This is a genomic window from Micromonospora sp. NPDC005299 (genome assembly GCF_042872345.1).
Classification (GTDB): domain Bacteria; phylum Actinomycetota; class Actinomycetes; order Mycobacteriales; family Micromonosporaceae; genus Micromonospora.
In genome coordinates, this window is the sequence record NZ_JBIAKG010000021.1 from 1 (window position 1) to 19,722 (window position 19,722).

General features: G+C 72.5%; 21 protein-coding genes. 5 read left to right on the forward strand and 16 right to left on the reverse strand.

Features of this window, described 5'->3' with window-relative positions:
• Positions 1-222: 222 nt before the first annotated feature.
• The 3 genes from ACFYPD_RS32585 to ACFYPD_RS32595 all read left to right on the forward strand — a co-directional run bounded on the left by ACFYPD_RS32585 (position 223) and on the right by ACFYPD_RS32595 (position 1,173).
• A complete protein-coding gene (locus ACFYPD_RS32585) occupies positions 223-615 on the forward strand; it encodes a MerR family transcriptional regulator (protein WP_387122143.1) in 393 nt (130 codons plus the stop codon).
• Complete coding sequence (gene trxA / locus ACFYPD_RS32590) at positions 585-932, forward strand: thioredoxin (protein WP_387122146.1); 348 nt, start codon at positions 585-587, stop codon at positions 930-932. Before ACFYPD_RS32585 ends, trxA begins: the two co-directional genes overlap by 31 nt.
• Positions 933-993: 61 nt before the next feature.
• Positions 994-1,173, forward strand: a complete 180-nt coding sequence (locus tag ACFYPD_RS32595; RefSeq protein ID WP_262283215.1) for a hypothetical protein — start codon at positions 994-996, stop codon at positions 1,171-1,173.
• A gap of 49 nt (positions 1,174-1,222) precedes the next feature.
• On the opposite strand, the gene ACFYPD_RS32600 is transcribed toward ACFYPD_RS32595, so the two are convergent.
• The 5 genes from ACFYPD_RS32600 to ACFYPD_RS32620 are packed head-to-tail and all read right to left on the reverse strand — an operon-like array spanning position 1,223 to position 5,872.
• The gene (locus ACFYPD_RS32600; RefSeq protein ID WP_387122148.1) at positions 1,223-3,595 is read right to left on the reverse strand and encodes a glycoside hydrolase family 65 protein; all 2,373 of its coding nucleotides are present in this window, start codon (positions 3,593-3,595) and stop codon (positions 1,223-1,225) included.
• On the reverse strand, positions 3,592-4,341 hold the full coding sequence (locus ACFYPD_RS32605) for a beta-phosphoglucomutase family hydrolase (protein WP_387122151.1): 750 nt from the start codon (positions 4,339-4,341) through the stop codon (positions 3,592-3,594). Before ACFYPD_RS32605 ends, ACFYPD_RS32600 begins: the two co-directional genes overlap by 4 nt.
• Before the next feature lie 47 nt (positions 4,342-4,388).
• Entirely contained in the window at positions 4,389-4,856 is a 468-nt protein-coding gene (locus ACFYPD_RS32610; RefSeq protein WP_387122154.1) for a DUF4442 domain-containing protein, read from the reverse strand.
• A 9-nt stretch (positions 4,857-4,865) separates the two neighbouring features.
• Complete coding sequence (locus tag ACFYPD_RS32615) at positions 4,866-5,081, reverse strand: DUF397 domain-containing protein (RefSeq protein WP_387122157.1); 216 nt, start codon at positions 5,079-5,081, stop codon at positions 4,866-4,868.
• Positions 5,072-5,872, reverse strand: a complete 801-nt coding sequence (locus ACFYPD_RS32620; protein ID WP_387122160.1) for a Scr1 family TA system antitoxin-like transcriptional regulator — start codon at positions 5,870-5,872, stop codon at positions 5,072-5,074. Before ACFYPD_RS32620 ends, ACFYPD_RS32615 begins: the two co-directional genes overlap by 10 nt.
• A gap of 253 nt (positions 5,873-6,125) precedes the next feature.
• Between ACFYPD_RS32620 and ACFYPD_RS32625 the strand changes: the two genes are divergently transcribed.
• Positions 6,126-6,428, forward strand: a complete 303-nt coding sequence (locus ACFYPD_RS32625; protein ID WP_387122256.1) for a hypothetical protein — start codon at positions 6,126-6,128, stop codon at positions 6,426-6,428.
• Between the two features lie 46 nt (positions 6,429-6,474).
• Here the strand turns inward: ACFYPD_RS32625 and ACFYPD_RS32630 are convergent, their stop codons facing one another.
• The 6 genes from ACFYPD_RS32630 to ACFYPD_RS32655 all read right to left on the reverse strand — a co-directional run bounded on the left by ACFYPD_RS32630 (position 6,475) and on the right by ACFYPD_RS32655 (position 15,065).
• Positions 6,475-7,782 (reverse strand): ABC transporter ATP-binding protein, encoded by a 1,308-nt coding sequence (locus tag ACFYPD_RS32630; RefSeq protein WP_387122163.1) that lies wholly within the window; start codon positions 7,780-7,782, stop codon positions 6,475-6,477.
• A 157-nt stretch (positions 7,783-7,939) separates the two neighbouring features.
• Positions 7,940-10,132, reverse strand: coding sequence for a CDP-glycerol glycerophosphotransferase family protein (locus ACFYPD_RS32635; RefSeq protein WP_387122166.1), 2,193 nt, complete (start codon positions 10,130-10,132; stop codon positions 7,940-7,942).
• 16 nt (positions 10,133-10,148) lie between these two features.
• Positions 10,149-12,062 carry a DUF5941 domain-containing protein gene (locus tag ACFYPD_RS32640; protein ID WP_387122169.1) on the reverse strand — a complete coding sequence of 638 codons (1,914 nt, stop codon included), beginning with the start codon at positions 12,060-12,062 and terminating at the stop codon, positions 10,149-10,151.
• Positions 12,059-12,802, reverse strand: coding sequence for an ABC transporter ATP-binding protein (locus tag ACFYPD_RS32645; RefSeq protein ID WP_387122172.1), 744 nt, complete (start codon positions 12,800-12,802; stop codon positions 12,059-12,061). The genes ACFYPD_RS32640 and ACFYPD_RS32645 overlap by 4 nt, the downstream gene beginning before the upstream one ends.
• Positions 12,803-13,630 (reverse strand): ABC transporter permease, encoded by an 828-nt coding sequence (locus tag ACFYPD_RS32650; protein ID WP_387122176.1) that lies wholly within the window; start codon positions 13,628-13,630, stop codon positions 12,803-12,805. It lies immediately after the preceding gene.
• A gap of 64 nt (positions 13,631-13,694) precedes the next feature.
• Positions 13,695-15,065 (reverse strand): L-serine ammonia-lyase, encoded by a 1,371-nt coding sequence (locus tag ACFYPD_RS32655; protein WP_387122179.1) that lies wholly within the window; start codon positions 15,063-15,065, stop codon positions 13,695-13,697.
• Positions 15,066-15,367: 302 nt separating this feature from the next.
• On the opposite strand from ACFYPD_RS32655, the gene ACFYPD_RS32660 reads away from it, so the two are divergent.
• Positions 15,368-15,574 carry a PspC domain-containing protein gene (locus ACFYPD_RS32660; protein WP_387122182.1) on the forward strand — a complete coding sequence of 69 codons (207 nt, stop codon included), beginning with the start codon at positions 15,368-15,370 and terminating at the stop codon, positions 15,572-15,574.
• A gap of 49 nt (positions 15,575-15,623) precedes the next feature.
• Here ACFYPD_RS32660 and ACFYPD_RS32665 read toward each other — a convergent pair whose 3' ends face one another.
• The 5 genes from ACFYPD_RS32665 to ACFYPD_RS32685 all read right to left on the reverse strand — a co-directional run bounded on the left by ACFYPD_RS32665 (position 15,624) and on the right by ACFYPD_RS32685 (position 19,652).
• Complete coding sequence (locus ACFYPD_RS32665) at positions 15,624-16,388, reverse strand: DUF4230 domain-containing protein (RefSeq protein ID WP_387122185.1); 765 nt, start codon at positions 16,386-16,388, stop codon at positions 15,624-15,626.
• A 100-nt stretch (positions 16,389-16,488) separates the two neighbouring features.
• Entirely contained in the window at positions 16,489-17,649 is a 1,161-nt protein-coding gene (locus ACFYPD_RS32670) for an acyl-CoA dehydrogenase family protein (protein WP_387122188.1), read from the reverse strand.
• Positions 17,650-17,680: 31 nt separating this feature from the next.
• Entirely contained in the window at positions 17,681-17,986 is a 306-nt protein-coding gene (locus tag ACFYPD_RS32675; RefSeq protein ID WP_073839113.1) for a type II toxin-antitoxin system VapB family antitoxin, read from the reverse strand.
• A 131-nt stretch (positions 17,987-18,117) separates the two neighbouring features.
• Positions 18,118-18,720, reverse strand: coding sequence for a nitroreductase family protein (locus tag ACFYPD_RS32680; RefSeq protein WP_387122191.1), 603 nt, complete (start codon positions 18,718-18,720; stop codon positions 18,118-18,120).
• Positions 18,721-18,722: 2 nt separating this feature from the next.
• Positions 18,723-19,652, reverse strand: coding sequence for an aldose 1-epimerase family protein (locus tag ACFYPD_RS32685; protein ID WP_387122194.1), 930 nt, complete (start codon positions 19,650-19,652; stop codon positions 18,723-18,725).
• Positions 19,653-19,722 lie beyond the last annotated feature (70 nt).

Genomic DNA, 19,722 nt, shown 5'->3' on the forward strand with positions numbered 1-19,722 from the left:
ACACCTGCCGATGCCCGAACGTCAACACACCCGGCCTCGCCACCAGCACCTCCAGCCCAACCAAGATCAGTTGCACTGAAGCCTAGAAACCGCCCCGGTGCGGACGGCAATAACTTCATGATCAACGCGGTGAGGAGGCCCGGCCGGACGGTTGCCTTGACGTCGGCGGCAAGGTTTAGCGTGAGGGCGGTCAGAGGGCGAGCGCCAGGTGGGGGTGGGTGGATGCGGATCGGCGAGTTGGCGGAGCGGGCCGGGACCAGCACCCGGACCCTGCGCTACTACGAGTCCCAGGGCCTGGTGTGCCCGCGCCGGTCGGCGAACGGCTACCGGGTCTACGACGAGGCGGAACTGCGCGTCGTGCACGAGATCCGGGCGCTGCTGGCGGTCGGCTTCGGGCTGGACGACATCCGGCCGTTCGTGGCCTGCCTGCGGGCCGGCAACAGCTCCGGCGACGTCTGCCCCGACTCGGTGGCGGTGCTGCGGCGCAAGCTCGCCGAGGTGGACGACTACCTCGACCGGCTCGGCGTGGTGCGCCACCAGTTGCACGACCAGCTCGCCCGCGCGATCGCCCATCGGGAGGAAACATGCCTCAGGACACGCAACAGGGCCGATTGACCCCGGTCACCGACGAGACCTTCGCGGCCACCGTGCTGGCCGCCGACCGGCCGGTGGTGGTCGACTTCTGGGCGGAGTGGTGCCCGCCCTGCCGTCCGGTCTCGAAGCACCTGGCGGAGCTGGCCGAGGAGTTCGGCGACGCGCTGCGCTTCGTCACCGTGAACTCGGACGAGAACCCGCAGAGCACGCGGGCGTACCAGGTGATGTCGATGCCGACGATGCTGGTGTTCCGGGACGGCCAGGTCGTCGGGTCGATCGTCGGCGCACGGCCGAAGAACCACCTGCGGCTGAGCTTCGCCCGGCACCTCGACGGTTGAGCCGGCCAGGATCGGGAAGGCGCGGGGTGACCACGGACCCCGACGGATCGCGAGGATCGTCATGGCCAAACAGGACAGGTCCCGAGAGCAGGAGCTCACCGACCAGGAAAACCGTAAACAGGAGCTGAAGGGCTCGCCGGACTGGGCGGACCGCGCCTCCGTGGCACGCACCGCCGACGACGCGCGGGCGACGGCGCCGCGTGACGCCGGCGGCCGGCCGTCCAACGGTCGCCAGTTCTGACGTACGCCGACGAAGCCCCGACCCGCGGCCACGTGGGTCGGGGCTTCGTTCAGCTCATGTTCTCGGGCAGGTGCAGCAGGGGCGCCCGGCCCGGCGGCTGCTCCGGCTGCGGCCCGGACGGGTGCGCCGGCGGCACCGGCACGGTGACCGGCTGGGCGGCGGTGACCCGCAGCGGCTCGCCGTGGTGCCGCAGCTCCAGCACGGTGTCCGACCCCCCGTTGCGCAGCGAGTACGTCGTCTGGTGCGGCCGGACGTCGACCCGCAGTCGCATGGATCGCCACTGGAGGGAGAACTCCAGTCGGCCCAGCCGGCTGGAGAGGCGGGGCGAGAAGGAGAGCGTCCCGTCGTGGTCGCGCAGGCCGCCGAAGCCGGCGACCAGGGCGATCCAGGCCCCGGCGAGCGAGGCCATGTGCACGCCGTCCCGGGTGTTCTCGTTCAGGTCGTGCAGGTCCATGAGCGCGGCCTCGCGCAGGTAGCGGTGCGCCAGCTCGGGGTGACCCACCTCGGCCGCCATCACCGCCTGGGTGCAGGCGCTCAGCGAGGAGTCCCGCACGGTGCGCCGCTCGTAGTAGAGGAAGTTCCGCAACTTCTCCGCACTGCTGAACGCGTCGCCCCGCCAGTGCATGGCGAGCACCAGGTCCGCCTGCTTGACGACCTGCTTCCGGTACAGGTCGAAGTACGGGTAGTGCAGCAGCAGCGGGTACTTCTCCGGCGGCGTGTGCTCGAAGTCCCACTCCTGCAACCGGGTGAAGCCCTCCACCTGCCCGTGCACTTCGAACTCCGCGTCGTACGGGACGTGCATGGCGTTCGCCGCGTCCCGCCAGGCGGCCGCCTCCTCCTCGGTGACGCCGAGGTCCTGGGCCTGGTCGCGATGGCGCATCGCACAGTCGGCGGCGGTGAACAGGTTCCGCTGCGCCATCAGGTTGGTGTAGACGTTGTCGTTCTTCACGGCGGTGTACTCGTCCGGGCCGGTCACCCCGTCGATGTGGAACCGCCCGGTGCGGTCGTGGTGGCCGAGCGAGCGCCACAGCCGGGCGGTCTCGACCAGAAGTTCCAGCCCGATCTCCTCCTCCAGCGCCCGGTCGCCGGTGACCAGCACGTAGCGGCGGAGCGCGTCGGCGATGTCGGCGGCGATGTGGAACGCGGCCGTCCCGGCCGGCCAGTACGCCGACGACTCCGGCCCCTCGATGGTCCGCCAGGGAAACGCGGCCCCGGCCAGGTTCAACGTGCGGGCCCGCTCCTGCGCCTGGCCGAGCGTCGAGTAGCGCCAGTGCAGCGCGTCCCGCACCGCGCCCGGCTGGGTGTAGGTGAGCACCGGCAGCACGAACATCTCGGTGTCCCAGAAGGCGTGCCCGTCGTACCCCGGGCCGGTGAGGCCCTTGGCGGCGATGGGCCGGCGTTCCGCGCGGGCGCCGGCCTGGAGCACGTGGAAGAGGCCGAACCGGACCGCCTGCTGCACCTCCGGGTCGCCCTCCACCCGCACGTCGGCGGCGTCCCAGAACTCGTCGAGGTATTCCCGCTGCTCCCGGCGCAGCCCGTCCCAGCCGTCCAGCCGGGCCGCGGCCAGCGCCGCCCCGACCTGGTCGCGCAGCGCCGGCAGCGACCGCCGGCTGGACCAGCCGTACGTCAGGTACTTGACCACCCGCAGCTTCTGGCCGGGCTTGAGCACGCAGCCGATGGTGGTGCGGACCCAGTCCTCGTAGCCCTCGGACTCGATGGTGACGCGCTCCGGGGCTTCCACGTCGTGGGCCATGGCGGCGGCGACCCGCAGGCCGCTGACCTTGGTGCGGTGGATGAGCAGGCCGCCGTCGTCGGTGGTCAGCTCCTCCTCGGCCTGCAACGGCGATTCGAGTACGGCGGCGACGCGGGGATCCTTGCTCTGCGGCGGCAGGGTCTCGTTGGCCACCAGCTCGGACTGGACGATGAGCCGCAGTGGCCCGTCCAGCGCCTCGACCTCGTAGAGGATCGCGGCCACCGCCCGCTGGGTGAACGACACTAGCCGGGTGCTGCGGACCTTCACGTCCCGGCCGGCGGGCGAGCGCCAGTGCAACTCGCGGTGCAGGGTGCCGGCGCGCAGGTCGAGGACCCGCTCGTGGGCGATGAGTTCGCCGTACCGGACGTCGAGCGGCTCGTCGTCGACCAGCAGCCGGAGGAGCTTGCCGTTGGTGACGTTGACGACGGTCTGCCCGGACTCCGGGAAGCCGAAGCCGGCCTCCGCGTACGGCAGGGGGCGCAGCTCGTAGAAGGAGTTCAGGTAGGTGCCGGGCAAACCGTGCGGCTCACCCTCGTCGAGGTTGCCGCGCAGCCCCACGTGGCCGTTGGAGAGCGCGAAGACCGACTCGGACTGGGCCAGCACATCCGTGTCGAGCCGCGTCTCCCGGACGTGCCACGGCTCGACCGGGTACGCCCGTTCCCGGATCACGCGTGCGCCCCGGTCAGCAGCTCCGACAGGTCGGTGACGACCACGTCGGCGCCGTGCGCACGCAGGTCGTCGGCCTGGCCGACCCGGTCGACGCCAACCACGTACCCGAAGCCGCCGGCCTTCCCGGCGGCGACGCCGGCCAGCGCGTCCTCGAAGACCGCCGCGTTCTCCGGGTTCACGCCGAGCAGTTGCGCGCCGGCGAGGAACGTGTCCGGGTGCGGCTTGCCGCGCAGCCCGCGCTCGCGGGCGACCACCCCGTCCACCCGGGCCTCCAGCAGCGGGTCCAGCCCCGCGGCGGCGACCACGTCCCGGCAGTTGGCGCTGGCGGAGACCACCGCCCGGCGCAGCCCGGACTTCGCGGCGGCCTCCAGGTAGCGCACCGAGCCCTCGTAGACCTCGACGCCGTCGGTGTGGATCCGCTTGAGCAGGATGACGTTCTTCCGGTTGCCCACCCCGTTGACGGTGTCCGCCTCGGGCGGGTCGTCCGGCGATCCCTCGGGCAGGGTGATGCCGCGCGAGGCCAGGAAGGAGCGCACCCCGTCGGCCCGCGGCTTTCCGTCCACGTACCGGTTGTAGTCCGGGCCGGGGTCGAACGGACGGAACGGCTCGCCGGTAGCCACGGCGCGCGCCTTCAGGAACGCGTTGAACGTCTCGGTCCAGGCGGCGTTGTGCACCTTGGCGGTCTGCGTCAGCACACCGTCCAGATCGAAGAGACAGGCGGTCACCTGCGCGGGTAGGCCCAGCATTGCCTGAATCTATCCAGGGCACCGGCCGGGCAAACCCGATTCGGACCTCAGCGGTTCGGGCGAAGTGTCCAGATCACCGTGAGCGCCGAGGTCACGGTGCCGTCCTCGGTGCCGATCTCCACCTCGACCGGGAACTCGGGCCGCTGGCCGGCGTCCAGCTCGGCGATCACCTCGGCCGGGGTGCGTCCCAGCCGCGCGGTGGCCAGCACCGGCCCCAGGGCGACCTTCTGGTAGCGGATGGTGGCGGTCACGGCCAGCGGTACGGCCCGGTCGAGCACCTGCCCGAACGCGGCGAGCACCACCGCCCCGGAGGCGGTCTCCCCGAGGGTGAACATGGCCCCGGCGTGCGGGCCGCCGACGTGGTTGTGGTGCTCCGGGACGTCGGGGAGCCGGACCACGGCCCGGACGCCGCCCTCGGCCTCGGGGGCGACCTCGACGAATTCGATACCGAGCGTGCGGGCGAACGGCACGGCCTCCAGCAGGCCGGCCGCCACCTGGCGAGAGTCGATGGACATGCCCAGACGCTACTCGGCAGTAACTTGCCGGGCAAGGGCCGATCGGTGGGCTTGCCGGACGAAGGCGGCCCAGCTCAGCGGGGTGAAGGTCAGCACGGGACCGCCCCGGTCCTTGCTGTCCCGCACGGCCACCATGCCGGGCAGATTGTCGGCCACCTCCACACAGTCGCCCTGGTTGCCGCTGCTGCGCGTGCTCTTGCGCCAGATCGCGCCGGTCAGGTCCATTGCTCTGCCGCCTCCGAGATCGCCGCCAGGGTCGCACCGTGCGGCATCGCCTCCGCGCGCACGGACTCCCAGATCTGCCGCAGGGAGTTTACGTCCACGGTCCGCTCGACGATGGTGCCCTGCAACTGGTTATCGAGGTAGCCGACGTCGTCGCCGTCCGGCGGAGTGGCGAGCACGAAGGCCCCGTTCAGACCCGGGTAGGCGCCGACGTCGCGGGGCACCAGGTGCAGGTGGACCCGGGGGCGCCGACCTACCTCGACCAGATGCCGCAGCTGTTCCCGCATGACCTTGGGACCGCCGACCGGGCGTTCCAGGACGGTGTGGTCGAGCACCGCCACGAACTGCGGCGGACCGGGCCGGTTCAGCACCTCCTGCCGGGCCAGGCGCGCGGCGAGGGGCTGCTCGATCTCCTCCCCGACGAGCTGCGCCGCCCCCTCGTAGAGCGCCCGGGCGTAGTCCTCGGTCTGGAGCAGCCCCGGCACCACCAGCGGCTGGAAGCTGCGCAAGGTAGTCGCCTCCTGCTCGATGGTCACCCATTCGCGGAACCACGGCATCAGGCTCTCCCGGATCAGGGCGTCCCGGATGCGCACCAGCAGGCCGCCCGCGCGCAGCGCCTCGTCGCAGCGCTGGGCGAACTCCTCCCGGGGCGGGCGGCGGCACTGCTCGACTGCCGCCACCAGCGAGGCCGAGTAGTTGACCCGCTCACCGAGCGCCTCCTGGGACAGCCCGGCGTCGCCGCGCAGCCGGCGCAACTCCCCGGCGAACAGTTCCAGCATCGGCATCCGGCTCATCTGCACACCTCTGCACAACGGGGGACGGCCGATCGCACGGCCGGGCTGGTGGGGGCGGATCGGCTTCCGACCCTAGACCCATGGTCACCAGACTGTCACCCAGCGGAGCCGCCCACACCCGTCAAGGGCCGCTCCGGGGCCCGCCCCAATCCCCCGAACCGGGGCGGGCCCACCCACGACTCAAGGAGGCCCCATGGACGATCGAGCAGATCTTGGTACGAAGGGGCCCTCGGAGTGGCCGCTTCGTACCAAGATCTCGCCGGTAACGACCACAGGGGAACGGTCGAGGCCCTGTCCGGCGCACACGCCGCTGCGGCCGATGTGGTGCTGCCGGGCCTGCGGGCAGCCGTGGCCCTGCGCGCAGGCGCGCCTGTTGCTCAAGGCCGAGTACGCGGACGACCAGATCGGGCTCTCGCTCTACCTGTGCGGGCTGCTCCACGAGGCGGCCCGGGACCTCTACCGCCTGAACCCGGACGCGGGCCCGTCCCCCGCCGACCTGTTCCGGCGCTTCGTGGCGTGGGGCCCCTACCGCCGGCCGGTCGTGGACCCCCCGTAGCTGTCAGGCGGGCCCCCCTTCGCCACCGGGGGCCCTTCCCTGCACCTCAGCGCCAGCCGACGTCGATCCGGTCGCCGCGCTCGTCGAAGAAGTGCAGCGCGTCCATCCGCACCTGGACGGCGAGCGCATGCCCGGCCGACACCGCCGGATACGGGGCCAGCCGCACGGCCAGCTCCGCCGGGCGGCGGTGGTGCCGGCCCGGGTCCGGGAGCACGCTGGTCCGGTTCCCGCCGCCGCTCGGCGCGGCGGAGACCGGTTCGTCCGCCGGCCGCCCGGCGAGCCGCTGCATCACCTGACCGAACCGGCGCAGGCCGCGCTGGCCGCTGGCGCTGTTCTCCGCCCGGCTGCCCATCTCGTCCACCACGATGGCCGTGGCGCCGATGTCGAGGAAGGCCAGCGACTCGTGGCCGTGGTGCTCCAGGTAGCGGATCCGGCCGTGCAGCACGTCGCCGACGGTGTCCGGGGCGACCGGGGTGAGCGCCTCGGCCCGCATGCCGACCACGATCCGCTCACCGTGGTAGTGCGCCACGGCCCGGCTGCGGATGTCGTCCCAGGGCAGGTAGAGCGACTGCTCGCCGAGGTTCAGCGTGACGTACCGGTCGAGGTGGACGTAGACCGACGCCTCCAGCAGGTTCATCCGCGGGCTGCCGAGGAACGCGGCGACGTAGAGGGTGGCCGGGCGGCCGTACACCTGGGTGGGGGTGCCCACGTCCTGCAGCACGCCCTTGCGCATGATGGCGACCCGGTCGGCCATGGTCAGCGCCTCGGCCTGGTCGTGCGTGACGTAGATGGTGGTGACGCCCAGCTCGCGGGTCAGCCCGGAGATCTCGGCGCGCAGCTCGGCGCGAAGGCCGCTGTCCAGGTTGGAGAGCGGCTCGTCCATGAGGAACAGGCCGGGCCGGCGCACTATCGCCCGCCCCATCGCCACCCGCTGCCGCTGGCCGCCGGAGAGCTGGCTGGGCTTGCGCGCGAGCACGTCGCCGATGCCCAGCGCGCTCGCCACGTCCTGGATGCGCTCGCCGCGCGGCACGGGCTCGACGCCGGAGAGCCGGAGCGGGAAGCCGATGTTGTCGCCGACGGTCATGTGCGGGTAGAGCGCGAAGTCCTGGAAGACCATGGCGATCTTCCGCTCGCGGGGCGGCAGGTCGTTGGCCACCTCACCGCCGAGCATCACCGCGCCCGAGGTGGGATCCTCCAGCCCGGCGACCATCCGCAGAACGGTGGACTTGCCGCAGCCCGAGGGGCCGAGCAGCACCATGAACTCGCCGTCGTTGACGTCCAGATTGATGGTGTCGACGGCGACTGTCCCGTCCTGGAACACCTTGGTGACATCCTTGAGCGCGACGGTGGTCACCGTCTGCCTCCCCAGTTCTCGGCCGAACCCGGGAATGACTGTGGCCAGGATCATGCCGTTCGCGCATCGGGTAAACGTGCCATGTTCGACTCGTGAAAGAACCATTAACGAGATTGGCGGGTTTCCATCAGTAAAGCGACCGCTCAGTAACCACTTTTCAGGCCGGCTCGTCGAAAAAGACCCGGCCGACCACCCGCTCGGCGGCGTGCCCGTCGTCCAGCGCGCAGAACCGGGCTCGGAACCGCTGCCGGGCCTCCTCGGCCGCCGGCCCGCGTACCGCGCCGCTCCGGAACACGTCGAGCAGCCCGGGGAAGTCGACGGCGACCGCGCCCGGCGGCTCGGCCAGCAGGTCGAAGTAGACGCCCCGGGACACCCGGTACGCGTCCCAGTCCGGCGCGTAGACCACGATCGGCCGGTCGAGCACCCCGTAGTCGAACATCGCCGAGGAATAGTCCGTGACCAGCACGTCCGCGGCGAGGTACAGATCCTCCACCCGGTCGTACGCGCTCACGTCCAGCACCGCGCCGTCGGACGCGCCCCGGAGCTGCCGCTCCCGATCGTGGAAGTAGTGGCTGCGCATCAGCAGCCGCCCGGCCGGGCCGAGCACGTCGCGCAGCCGGTCCGGGTCGAACGGCGGCCGCCAGCCGGGCAGGTGCTCCCGGTGGGTCGGCGCGTAGAGCACCACGTACTCGTCGGGGCCGATGCCCAGCGCGGCGCGGGCCTGGCGGCACTCCTCGGCGGTGGCCAGCGCCAGCCGGTCGTTGCGCGGATAGCCGACCTCCAGGGTGGTGTAGTCGGCCGGGTAGGCCCGCTCCCACATCTGGGTGGAGAAGCTGTTCGAGCTGACGCTGTAGTCCCAGCGGTCCACCCGGCGCAGCAGGTTCGCGAAGTTCATGCCCCCCGCGCCGACCGGATAGCGCTGCTGGTCCAGCCCCATCACCTTGACCGGGGTGCCGTGGTGGGTCTGGACGTGCACCGAGCCGGGTCGCTTGCGGACGAAGTCCGGGAAGTTGACGTTGTTGACCAGCCAGCGGGCCCGGGCCAGCACGCGGTAGTAGTCCGGGGTGCCGGCCACCACGTACTCGACGCCCGGCGGCAGCCCGGCCACCCGGTCCCGGCGGACGATCCAGACGCCGCGCACCTGCGGGGCGAGCCGGCGGGCGGCCGTGTAGATGGCGGCCGGGTTGCAGGAGTAGCCCCGGTACCAGTACGCGGCGTAGACGGCGAGCGTCGGGTCGAGCGGACGGTGCAGCTCGGCGCGGTAGTACTCGCGCAGCGCCGCGTCCCGGGCCCGGCGGGCGTTGCGCCGGGCCACCGGCAGCACCCGCCGCTTGACCCGCCGGGCCGAGCGCCGGGCCCGCTCCTCGGCCTGGTGGGCGGCCCGGAGCGCGCTGAACGTCCGCCACCGGCCGGCCGCCACGAGCCGGTGCTTCACCCCCTCCAGGCCGGGCGGGACCGGGTAGCCCTCGGGCGGCAGGAACCGGGCGTGGTCGGCGTGGATCTGTTCGAAGAACGGCGGCCGCAGCTCGGGGGCGATCCGCTCGCCGTTGCCCAGCACGGTCAGGTAGTGCCAGATCATCCGCTCGAAGACGGCCGGACGCAGCCCGTCCACCACCGCCGGCCCCCACTGGTCCATCAGCCGGAACACCCGGTGCCACTGGGCGAAGACCTCGAAGTGCCGGTCGCCCCGGGTCCGGGTGATCGCCCCGGTGCGGCGCTGCCGGTAGTTGAGGCAGACCCGGTCCAGCACACCGATCCGCTCGGCGGCCATCAGCACGGGATAGCTGAACGAGACGTCCTCGTACCAGCCGGGCGCGAAGCGCAGCCCCTGCTCGACCAGGAACTCCCGGCGGACCAGCCGGTTCCAGGCGGTGTGCAGCAGCCGCAGGGTCTCCGGCCGCTCCCGCAGCCGGAAGGTCGCCTCGCCGGGCGACTCGGGGAACACGTCCCGCATGGCGCTGCGCGTGCCGACGTTGTTCCAGTGCGCCCGGACGTGGTCGACGATCAGCACGTCCGGTCGGGTGGCGCGGAGCCGGTCGGCCACGTGCGGCAGGCAGCCGGGGACCAGCCAGTCGTCGCCGTCGACGAACCAGACGTAGTCGCCGACGGCCCGGTCCAGCCCGATGTTGCGGGCCGGACCGAGCCCGACGTTCTCGGTGAGCCGGACCGGGTGGACCCGGGGGTCGCGGGCCGCGTACTCGTCCAGGATCTCGCCGCTGTCGTCCGGGGAGGCGTCGTCGATCCCGATGACCTCGACGTCCTCGAACGGCTGGTCGAGGATCGAGTCGAGACACTCCCGCAGGTAGCCCTGCACCTTGAAGGCCGGTACGACGAAGCTGATCAGGGTCATCCCGGCCGGCCCTCCGTCAGCCCGGCGAGCGGTCACCCCCACGGGCGCGGGCCGGCAGGACCACCCAGGCGAGGACCACGCTCGCGACAAAAACCATGAGAAGGTACGTACCGAGTGTAGCTAGAGCGATGCTCGCGATTCCGGCGATTGACCCGATGGTCAGCAGCGCCGAACGTCCCTCCCAGCCGAGCGTGGCGCCGTGCAGCGGCGGTGCGGCCTGCCGCTTCTCCAGCCGGGCGGTCAGGTCGTAGTGGTGCAGGGTCAGCACGAAGACGTACCCGAAGATGAGCCACGGCGGCACCCGCCCGGCCACCCCGACGGCGATCGCGAAGAGATACTCGCCGGCCCGCAGCGCCGCCGGGACCAGCCAGTCCAGCGGCCCGCCGTGCGCCGCCCGCGCGCCCAGCGCCCCGCCCAGCAGCACCAGCAGCCCGAGCGGCACCACCCAGCCGCGCGGGTCGGCACCGGCGTGCACCACCCGCAGCGCGACGACCAGCAGGGCCGCCGCGCCCAGCGCCCCGAGCGCCGCCAGCGCCAGCGGTTGCCGGGCCGCCGGCAGCGTCCGGGCCAGCGGCCCGTCGTCGCGGTGCAGGCCGGTGTCGACCGTGCTCATCACCGGCACCCGCATCCACCGCGCCCGCAGGGTGCGCAGCGCCCCGGTGTACGCGAACGCCAGCACCCCCCACACGAGCACCGCGCAGAGCGCCACCAGCGGTCCGAACAGCGCCGCGGCCACCGCCATGAGCGCCCACCGCTCGCCGATCGGGAAGACCACGGTCCGCTTCAGCCAGTAGGACACCGAGCCGGTGTCCGCCTGCACCTTGGTCGAGGCGGCGTTCAGCTTCCCGCCGATGCCGCCCCCGTCCCCGGTCGCCGCGCGCGGGCGGCGGGCCGCCTCGTCGTGCAGCACCCCGTACCAGGTGTCGGTCATGTGGCGCACGGTCTGCAGGGTCATGGCGGCGATCGCCAGGGCCCAGCCGTAGCGGAAGCCGGCGTGCGTGACGCCGTAGCCGAGACCGGCGTAGACCAGGTATTCCTTCGCCCGGTCGGCCATCGTGTCGAGCCAGCCGCCCCAGGCGCTGAAGTGCCGGGTGTAGCGGGCCAACTGGCCGTCCACGCAGTCCAGCACGAAGCCCAGGTAGAGCAGCACGCCACCGGCCACCAGCGCGGGCCGCCCGCCGACGCCGAAGAGCACCGCGGCGGCCACCGCGAAGGCCACCGAGATCATGGTGACCGCGGTCGGGCCCAGGCCGATCCGGGCGGCGGCCTTCGTCACGTACGGGGACCAGGTGCTGACGAAGAACGTGGTGAAGAAGTCGTCCCGCTCCTTCACCGACAGCTTCAGCTCGGCCCGGTCCTCGTCCACCGCGGCCACGGCCGCCTGCGCCGCAGCCAGTTCCGCCGGGTCGCCGACCCGGTGCGCCACGAGCAGGCGTACCCGGTGGGCGAAGGTCAGCGTGCCGCACCCGGCCAGGTCGGCGAAGAGCCGGTCCACCCCGCCCCCGGCCGCCGTGCGTGCGGCGGCGGCGAGCGCCGGCAGGTCGGCCGGGCCGACCCGCAGCGCCCCGCCGAACACACCGGTCGCGCCCGCCGGGTCGTCCACCGCGACCACCTGGCCGCGCTCCTCGCGGACCGTCACCTGCCCGGCGGCCGGCGGATCGGTGAGCACCAGGGCCACCGTCGGCCCCACCGGGCTGGTCGCCAGATGCTTGAGTACGGCGGTGTGCGCCACCAGGTCGGCCCCGCTGACCAGCACCGGCCCCGTGGCGGCCGCCACCAGGTCGGCCAGCTCGGACAGGTCGGCGGCCACCCGCACCTCGTCCGCCCCGGCCCGCCGCCACTGCCCGGCGAGCCGGTCGGCCAGGCGCTCCCCGGCCTCGGTGGTCAGGCCCGCCGCCGGTCCGGCGGCGAGCACGATCGCGAGCGTCACCGCTGCGTCGCGCTGGCGTACGCCTGCAACGCCTCGTCGATCGTCCCGTCGACGGTCAGCCGCCCGGCGTCGAGATAGAGCCCCCGACGACAGAACCGGGTGAGGTCCTTTTCGTTGTGTGACACCAGCACCAGCGTGCGCCCTTCCGCGAGAAGTCGCTCGATGGTCGCATAGCACTTCGCGCGGAACTCCGCGTCCCCGACCGCGGTCACCTCGTCCACCAGCAGCACGGGGTGCGGCAGGTGGGCGATCACCGCGAAGCCCAGCCGCACCTTCATCCCGGACGAGTAGTGCCGGACCGAGGTGTCGATGGCGCGTTCCACCTGCTCACCCGCGAACGAGACGATCTCGTCGAAGTGCTTCCGCAGGTAGGCCGACGACAGCCCGTGCAGCCCGCCCACCAGGTAGAGGTTCTCCCGGCCGGTCAGGTCGCCGGAGAAGCCGGCGGAGAGTTCCAGCAGCGGGGCCACCCGGCCGTGTACCCGGATCGCGCCCTCGTCGGGGATCAGCACCCCGGCGATCAGCCGCAGCAGGGTGCTCTTGCCGGTGCCGTTGCGCCCCACCACGCCGACCGTCTCGCCCGGCTCGATCCGGAACGACACGTCCCGCAGCGGCCAGAACCGGCCGGCGTCCGGGTCCCGGGAGCCCCGATGGATGAGCAGTTCCCGCAGCCGGAGCTGGCGGCGGCGGTTGCGGACGAACCGGATGCCGAGCCCGTCCGCCTCGATGATCGCCGCCATTCACAGTTCCTTGAGCACGGCGGGTTCGAGGCGGCGGAACGACCACCAGCCGACCGCGAACACCAGCAGGCTGCCCGCCACGGTGACGGTGAGCAGCCGGGCGTCGGGGAACTCGTCCGGGAACCAGATCGCGTGGTGCAGCTGGAAGATGCCGACCAGCGGGTTCAGCTCGTACGCGATCTTCAGCCAGCCCGGCATGCCCGAGTCCCGAACCAGGTTCAGCGGATAGATGATCGGGGTGGCGTAGAAGAGCAACCGGATGATCAACCGCATGAAGCGCTCGATGTCGCGCATCAGCACGTTGCCCGCCGACAGCAGCAGCGCCAGCCCCACCAGCAGGACGAACTGCACCGCCACGGCCAGCGGCAGGGCGAGCAGGGTCCAGCCGAGGTGGATCCGGCCGTGGGCGGCGTACAGGGCCGCGATGGCGGCCAGGATGGGCAGGCCGGCGGCGTACTCGGCGAACCGGCCGGTGACCCGGCCGATCGGGAAGACCTGCCGGGGCAGGTTCATCGTGGTGATCAGCCGGGCCTGCCCGGTCAGCGCGTTGGTCGCCTCGGTCAGCGCCGAGCTGGCCCACATCCAGGCGAAGATCCCGGTGATCAGGAACAGCGGGTACGACCCCGCCGCGTCGCCCAGGTGCCGCCGGGTGGCGCCGGAGTAGAGCACGCCGAAGACGAACCAGTAGATCAGGCCCATGCCGAGGGGCTCGATGAGCGACCAGAGGTAGCCCAGCACGGACTGCTGGTATTTCACCGCGAGATCACGCCGGACCAGGATGCGCAGCGAGGTGCGGGCGGACCAGAGCGCGGCGACGCCGGACGTCACCGTCCCATCCTCGCCCCGGCCGCCCAAGCGGGGCGTACGGACGCGCCGGGTCACCCCTTCGGGTTCAACACTCGATCACGTTGACCGCGAGGCCGCCCCGCGCCGTCTCCTTGTACTTGATCTTCATGTCGGCCCCGGTCTCCCGCATGGTCTTGATGACCTTGTCCAGCGACACGGCGTGCACCCCGTCGCCGCGCAGCGCCAGCCGGGCCGCGGTGATCGCCTTGATGCTGGCCACCGCGTTCCGCTCGATGCACGGGATCTGCACCAGACCGCCGACCGGATCGCACGTGAGCCCCAGGTTGTGCTCCATGCCGATCTCGGCCGCGTTCTCCACCTGCTCGGGCGTGCCGCCCAGCGCCTCGGCCAGCCCCGCCGCCGCCATCGAGCAGGCCGAGCCGACCTCGCCCTGGCAGCCGACCTCGGCCCCGGAGATCGAGGCGTTCTCCTTGAACAGCACCCCGATCGCGCCGGCCGCGAGGAGGAAGCGGACCACGCCCTCCTCGGAGGCGCCCGGCACGAACCGGGTGTAGTAGTGCAGCACGGCCGGGATGATCCCGGCGGCGCCGTTGGTCGGCGCGGTCACCACCCGCCCGCCGGCCGCGTTCTCCTCGTTGACCGCGAGCGCGAAGAGGGTGACCCAGTCCATGGCGTGCAGCGGGTCGGTGGCGCCGGCCTCCGCCTCCAGGCTGCGGCGCAGCTCGGCCGCCCGGCGGCGCACCTTCAGCCCGCCCGGCAGCACACCGTCGCGGGCGCAGCCGCTCTCGACGCACTCCCGCATCACCCGCCAGATCTCCAGCAGCCCGGCCCGCACGTCCGCCTCGCTGCGCCAGGACAGCTCGTTGGCGAGCATCACCTCGCTGATCGACAGGCCGGTGGCGGTGGTCACCGACAGCAGCTCCGCGCCGGTGAGGAACGGGTGGCGGACCCGGGTGCTGTCCGGCTTGATCCGGTCCGCCCCGGCGGCCGCCTCGTCCACCACGAACCCGCCGCCGACGGAGTAGTAGGTGCGCGCCCGGACCTCCTGCCCGGCCGCGTCGAAGGCCGCGAAGGTCATCCCGTTCGGGTGGTACGGCAGGGAGCGGCGGCGGTGCAGCACCAGGTCCCGGTCCGGGTCGAAGTCGATCTCCTGGCTGCCCATCAGGCTGAGCCGCCGGTCGGCGCGGATCCGCTCCACCCGCGGCCCGACCGAGTCGGTGTCGACCGTCTCCGGGACCTCCCCCTCCAGCCCGAGCAGCACGGCGCGGTCGCTGCCGTGCCCGTGGCCGGTGGCGCCCAGCGAGCCGAACAGCTCGGCCTGCACGCGCACGACGTCGGCGAGCTGGCCGTCGGCCTTGAGCCCGGCCACGAACGTCCGCGCGGCCCGCATCGGCCCCACGGTGTGCGAGCTGGACGGCCCGATACCGACGCTGAAGAGATCGAAAACACTGATCATGGCTGCACTTTCCTCGCCGTCGTCCCCGTCGTGCGGGTCCGGCCCGGTGTGTGCCGCTCCCCGGTGCGGAGGCGGCGGGCGGCACCCGGGGTGTGGGCGCCCGACCGGCGAGCCTACCCTCCGCGCCTGCCGTCAACCCACCGTCACCAGCTGACCGGTCGGTGAATCGGTCATGGCCCGCCGGGGTAAAGCACCTACGGGTTCCCGGGTCGCCGATCCTCCTCGGGACCGAGGGCGGGAGGCGCGACCGTTCCTACCGTGGAATCAGCGCGGCGGATCGCCGCAGAAGTGGGAGTTCGACGATGAGTCGCAAACTGGTCCGGCCCCGCCAGGGGCGCATGTTCGCCGGCGTCTGCGCCGGCCTGGCCCGGCGGTTCGGCATGTCGGCCGGCATGGTCCGGCTGCTGTTCCTGCTGTCGCTGCTGCTGCCCGGCACGCAGGTGATCGTCTACCTGATCCTCTGGGTCCTCATGCCGAACGAGGACCGCTACCTCGCCACCAGCCACTGACCCCCGTGCCGCCCGCCCCGGGGACCACCCGGGGCGGGCGCCGTCGGCGTCAGGGCGCCGTGTAGGTGACGGTCACCTTCTGGTAGCCGAGGGAGCGGAGCAGCCCCTCCAGCATCTTGCGGGTGTTCTCCTGGGCCCGGGCGGTGAGCCCGCTGTCGCGGGCCGCCGCGGTGATCCGGTCCTCGGCGAGCTGGTAGACCTGCTGCTGCCGGTTGGGGTCGCCGCCGACCAGGTCGTTCAGCCGGTTGATCAGGCCGCGCTGCTCGGCGAAGACGTAGCTCTTGTCCATGTCCAGGTCGGTTTCGCCGAGCTGTGGCGCGGGCAGCTTGATCTCCACGGACTTGCCGTCGTCGGAGACCACCACGGCCCCGTCGGCGATCTTCGCGAAGTCGACGTACGCCTCGATCCGGCCCGCCCCGACGAAGAGCGTGCGCTCGTTGAGCAGGAAGTCGGGCACGTTGCGCCGGTCCTTCTGCACGTCGACGACCACCTGGAAGTTTCCCTCGGCGGCCACGTAGCGGCTCAGGTCGCGGATCGACTTGAGCAGCGGCGGCTGGCTGCGGTCGGTCTGCTCCTTGGCGAACGGGTTGCGGAAGTCCGGCAGCAGGCCGGTCGCCTGCACGCCGAGCAGCACCACCACGGCCAGCGCGGCCGCGCCGAGCACCCAGAGCAGGCCGCGCACCGGGCCGCCGGACGAAGCCGGGGCACCGGGCCGGGGGTCGGACGGGTCGTCCGACCGGGCCCGGAGGGACTCGCCGGTCGGATATTCCGGGAACTCCCTGGTGGGCTCGTTGATCTCACCGTCGCGGGCCATCGCCCCTCACCGTCCTCGTCAGACACATCGACTGACAATGACGGTACGGCCACCGTGCGACAGTCGCTCGCCGAGCGACCCGAATGGGTGAATCCGCAGCTCAGGCGAACGCGGAGAGCCCGGTCAGGCGCTGCCCGATGACCAGCTGGTGAATCTCCGAGGTGCCCTCGTAGGTCAGCACGCTCTCCAGGTTGTTGGCGTGCCGCATCACCGGGTACTCGCCGGAGACCCCGTTCGCGCCCAGGATGGTCCGGCACTCCCGGGCGATGGCCAGCGCCTCCCGGACGTTGTTCAGCTTGCCCACGCTGACCTGCTCCGGGCGCAGCTTCCCGGCGTCGGCCAGCCGGCCCAGGTGCAGCGCCAGCAGCAGCCCCTTGTTCCACTCGACCGCCATGTCGGCGAGCTTGGCCTGGGTGAGCTGGAAGCCGGCCAGCGGCCGACCGAACTGGGTGCGGGTGGTCGCGTAGGACAGCGCCGTCTCCAGGCAGTCCCGGGCCGCGCCGAGCGCGCCCCAGACGATGCCGTGCCGGGCCTCGGTGAGGCAGCTCAGCGGCGCCTTGAGCCCGATCGCCTCGGGCAGCCGGGCGTCCGCCGGCAGCCGCACGTCGTCGAGGGCGATCTCGCCGGTCAGCGACGCGCGCAGCGACATCTTGTGCCGGATCTCCCGCGCCGTCACCCCCGGAGTGTCCATGGGTACGGCGAAGCCTCGGACGCCCTCGTCGGTGCGCGCCCAGATCACCCCGACGTCGGCGATCGGCGCGTTGGTGATCCACAGCTTGCTGCCGCTGAGGATCCAGTCGTCGCCGTCACGGCGGGCACGGGTGGCCATCGAGGCCGGGTCGGAGCCGTGGTCCGGTTCGGTCAACCCGAAGCAGCCGATCGCCTCGCCGGCCGCCATGGCGGGCAGCCAGCGCTGCTTCTGCTCCTCGCTGCCGTAACGCCAGATGGCGTACATGGCCAGCGAACCCTGCACCGAGACCAGCGAGCGGAGGCCGGAGTCGCCGGCCTCCAGCTCCAGGCAGGCCAGCCCGTACGCGACGGCCGACGCGCCGGCGCAGCCGTAGCCGGTGAGGTGCATGCCGAGCAGGCCGAGCTTGCCGAACTCGCGGGCCAGCTCGCGGGCCGGGACGTGGCCGTCCTCGTACCAGCCGGCGACGTGCGGGCGGACCCGCTCGTCGATCAGCTGGCGCACGACGGCGCGGATCTGCCGCTCCTCCTCGCCCAGCGACGCGTCGATGTCCAGCAGGTCGAGAGGGGTCATGGCGTCACCTTAACGAAGACTCAGGGGCGCGTCACTCGGGCTGACCGCTGAGCACCAGCACCCGGGCGTGGATCTGGTTGCGCTGCTGGAGCGCCGCGCGCAGCGCGCGGTGCAGGCCGTCCTCCAGGTAGAGGCCACCGTTCCACTGCACCACGTGCGGGAACAGGTCGCCGTAGAAGGTGGAGTCCTCGGCGAGGAGCTTGTCGAGCGCCAGCTCCCGCTTCGTGGTGATGAGCTGGTCCAGCCGCAGCGGGCGCGGCGGGATCTCGGCCCACTGCTTGAGCGTGAGGTTGTGCTCCGGGTAGGGACGCCCGTCCCGGACCGCCCTGAAGATCACGGCACGCTCCCCTCCCCCCGGCCGGGCTGATGATGTCGGTGCCAGCCTAGCCGCACCCGCCACACCGCGTTTTACTCCCTCATGTCGGTTTCGCTACCGCCGATACCCCGGCCGGACACGCTGAACCACCCTCAATTCCAGCGGCCCCGCCGGACCACCTCGTCCACCGGACGACGATCCCGCCGCAGCGACGGTGACCGGTGGTCGGATGCCCGGTAACCTACCGTGACCGCGCCGATCGGATGGAACTCCGCCGGCACACCGAACGCCTCCCGGTACGCCTCGATCCGCTGCGGCGGGATGCCGAAGAAACAGGCGCCCAGCCCCTCGTCCACGGCGGTGAGCAGCATCAGCAGGGCGGCGAAGCCGGTGTCGACGTACCAGTAGGGCACCGGCCAGCGGTCCTCGGAGCGGTCCGCCCAACCCTTGTCCGGCTCGGCGTAGCGGTCGAGGTACGCGGAGCGGTTGGCGTGCGGCACCACGATCAGCGGGGCCTTGCGCATCCCGGCCAGCCAGCGCTCCCGGCCGCCGCCGCCCGGGGTGGCCGCCGCCCAGAACCGCTCCCGGTCCGCCGGCTCCTCCAGCACCAGGAAGCCCCAGCCCTGGGCGAACCCGGCCGACGGGGCCCGGACGGCGTGGTCGAGCAGCCGGTCCACCACGTCGGGCGGGACCGCGCGGTCCGGGTCGTAGTTGCGGACCATCCGACGACGCCGGACGACCTCGGCGAACTCCATGCTCAGGCCCCGGGCCGGATGCCCCAGGTGCCCCGCCAGGTCTGCCCGGGGGCCAGCGTGATCAGGTCCTTGCCGGAGCGGAACGCGTCGGCCGGGCAGGTCATCGGCTCGACCGCCACCGAGCGCCGGTGCCGCTCCCCGGTGAGGGTGTCGCCGGTGAAGACCTGCCACCAGCCGAACTCGCCGTCGGCCCAGATGTGCACCGCGGTCGAGCCGTCCGGCGCGGCCAGGGTCACCGACGAGCCGCCGTCGGCGTCCCGCGCCACGTCGCCGAAGGCCAGGTCGAGCACCGCGTCACCGATGGCCCGGGGCTCGGTGTAGTCGTATTCCGAGCCGGCCACCTCGGTCGCGGCCACCGGCAGCAGCCGGTTGTCCAGCAGCACCCGGGTCCGCCCTGGCACCCGCAGGGTCAGCTCGTCCACGCCGACCTTCGGCAGTTGCAGGTAGGGGTGCACGGAGAAGCCGAACGGGGCCGGCTCCCCGGACAGGTTCGTCACCTCGTGGTCGGCGCGCAACCCGTCCGCACCGACGCTCCACCGGCTCCGCAGGCGCAGCGCCCACGGGTAGCCGGGGCTGGGCGGCAGCTCGTAGCCGAGCGTCACGCTCTCCGGCGACTGCTCGACGAGCTGCCACCGCACCCAGTTGACCAGGCCGTGAATGGCGTTGTGCCGGGCCGGCTCGGTCAGGTCGAGCTGCAACGACCGGTCACCGAAGGTGTACGCGCCGTCCCGGATCCGGTTCGGCCAGGGGGCCAGCACGTGACCGGCCGAACCGGGGCAGAGCTCGTCCGCCTCGTACCCGTCGAGGTAGTCGATCCCGTCGTGCCGGTAGCTCCGCAGGCCACCGCCGACCTCGACCACGACGGCCTCGTGGCCGCCGGCCGCGATGGTCCACTGTGCTCCGGACGGGGACGGGCGCGCGTCGGTCTCCATGCCGGCGACCTTAGTCCGTCTCCCCCGCCCGCCGCCGGGCGCGGCCGGCGACGTCCCAGCGTGCGGCCGG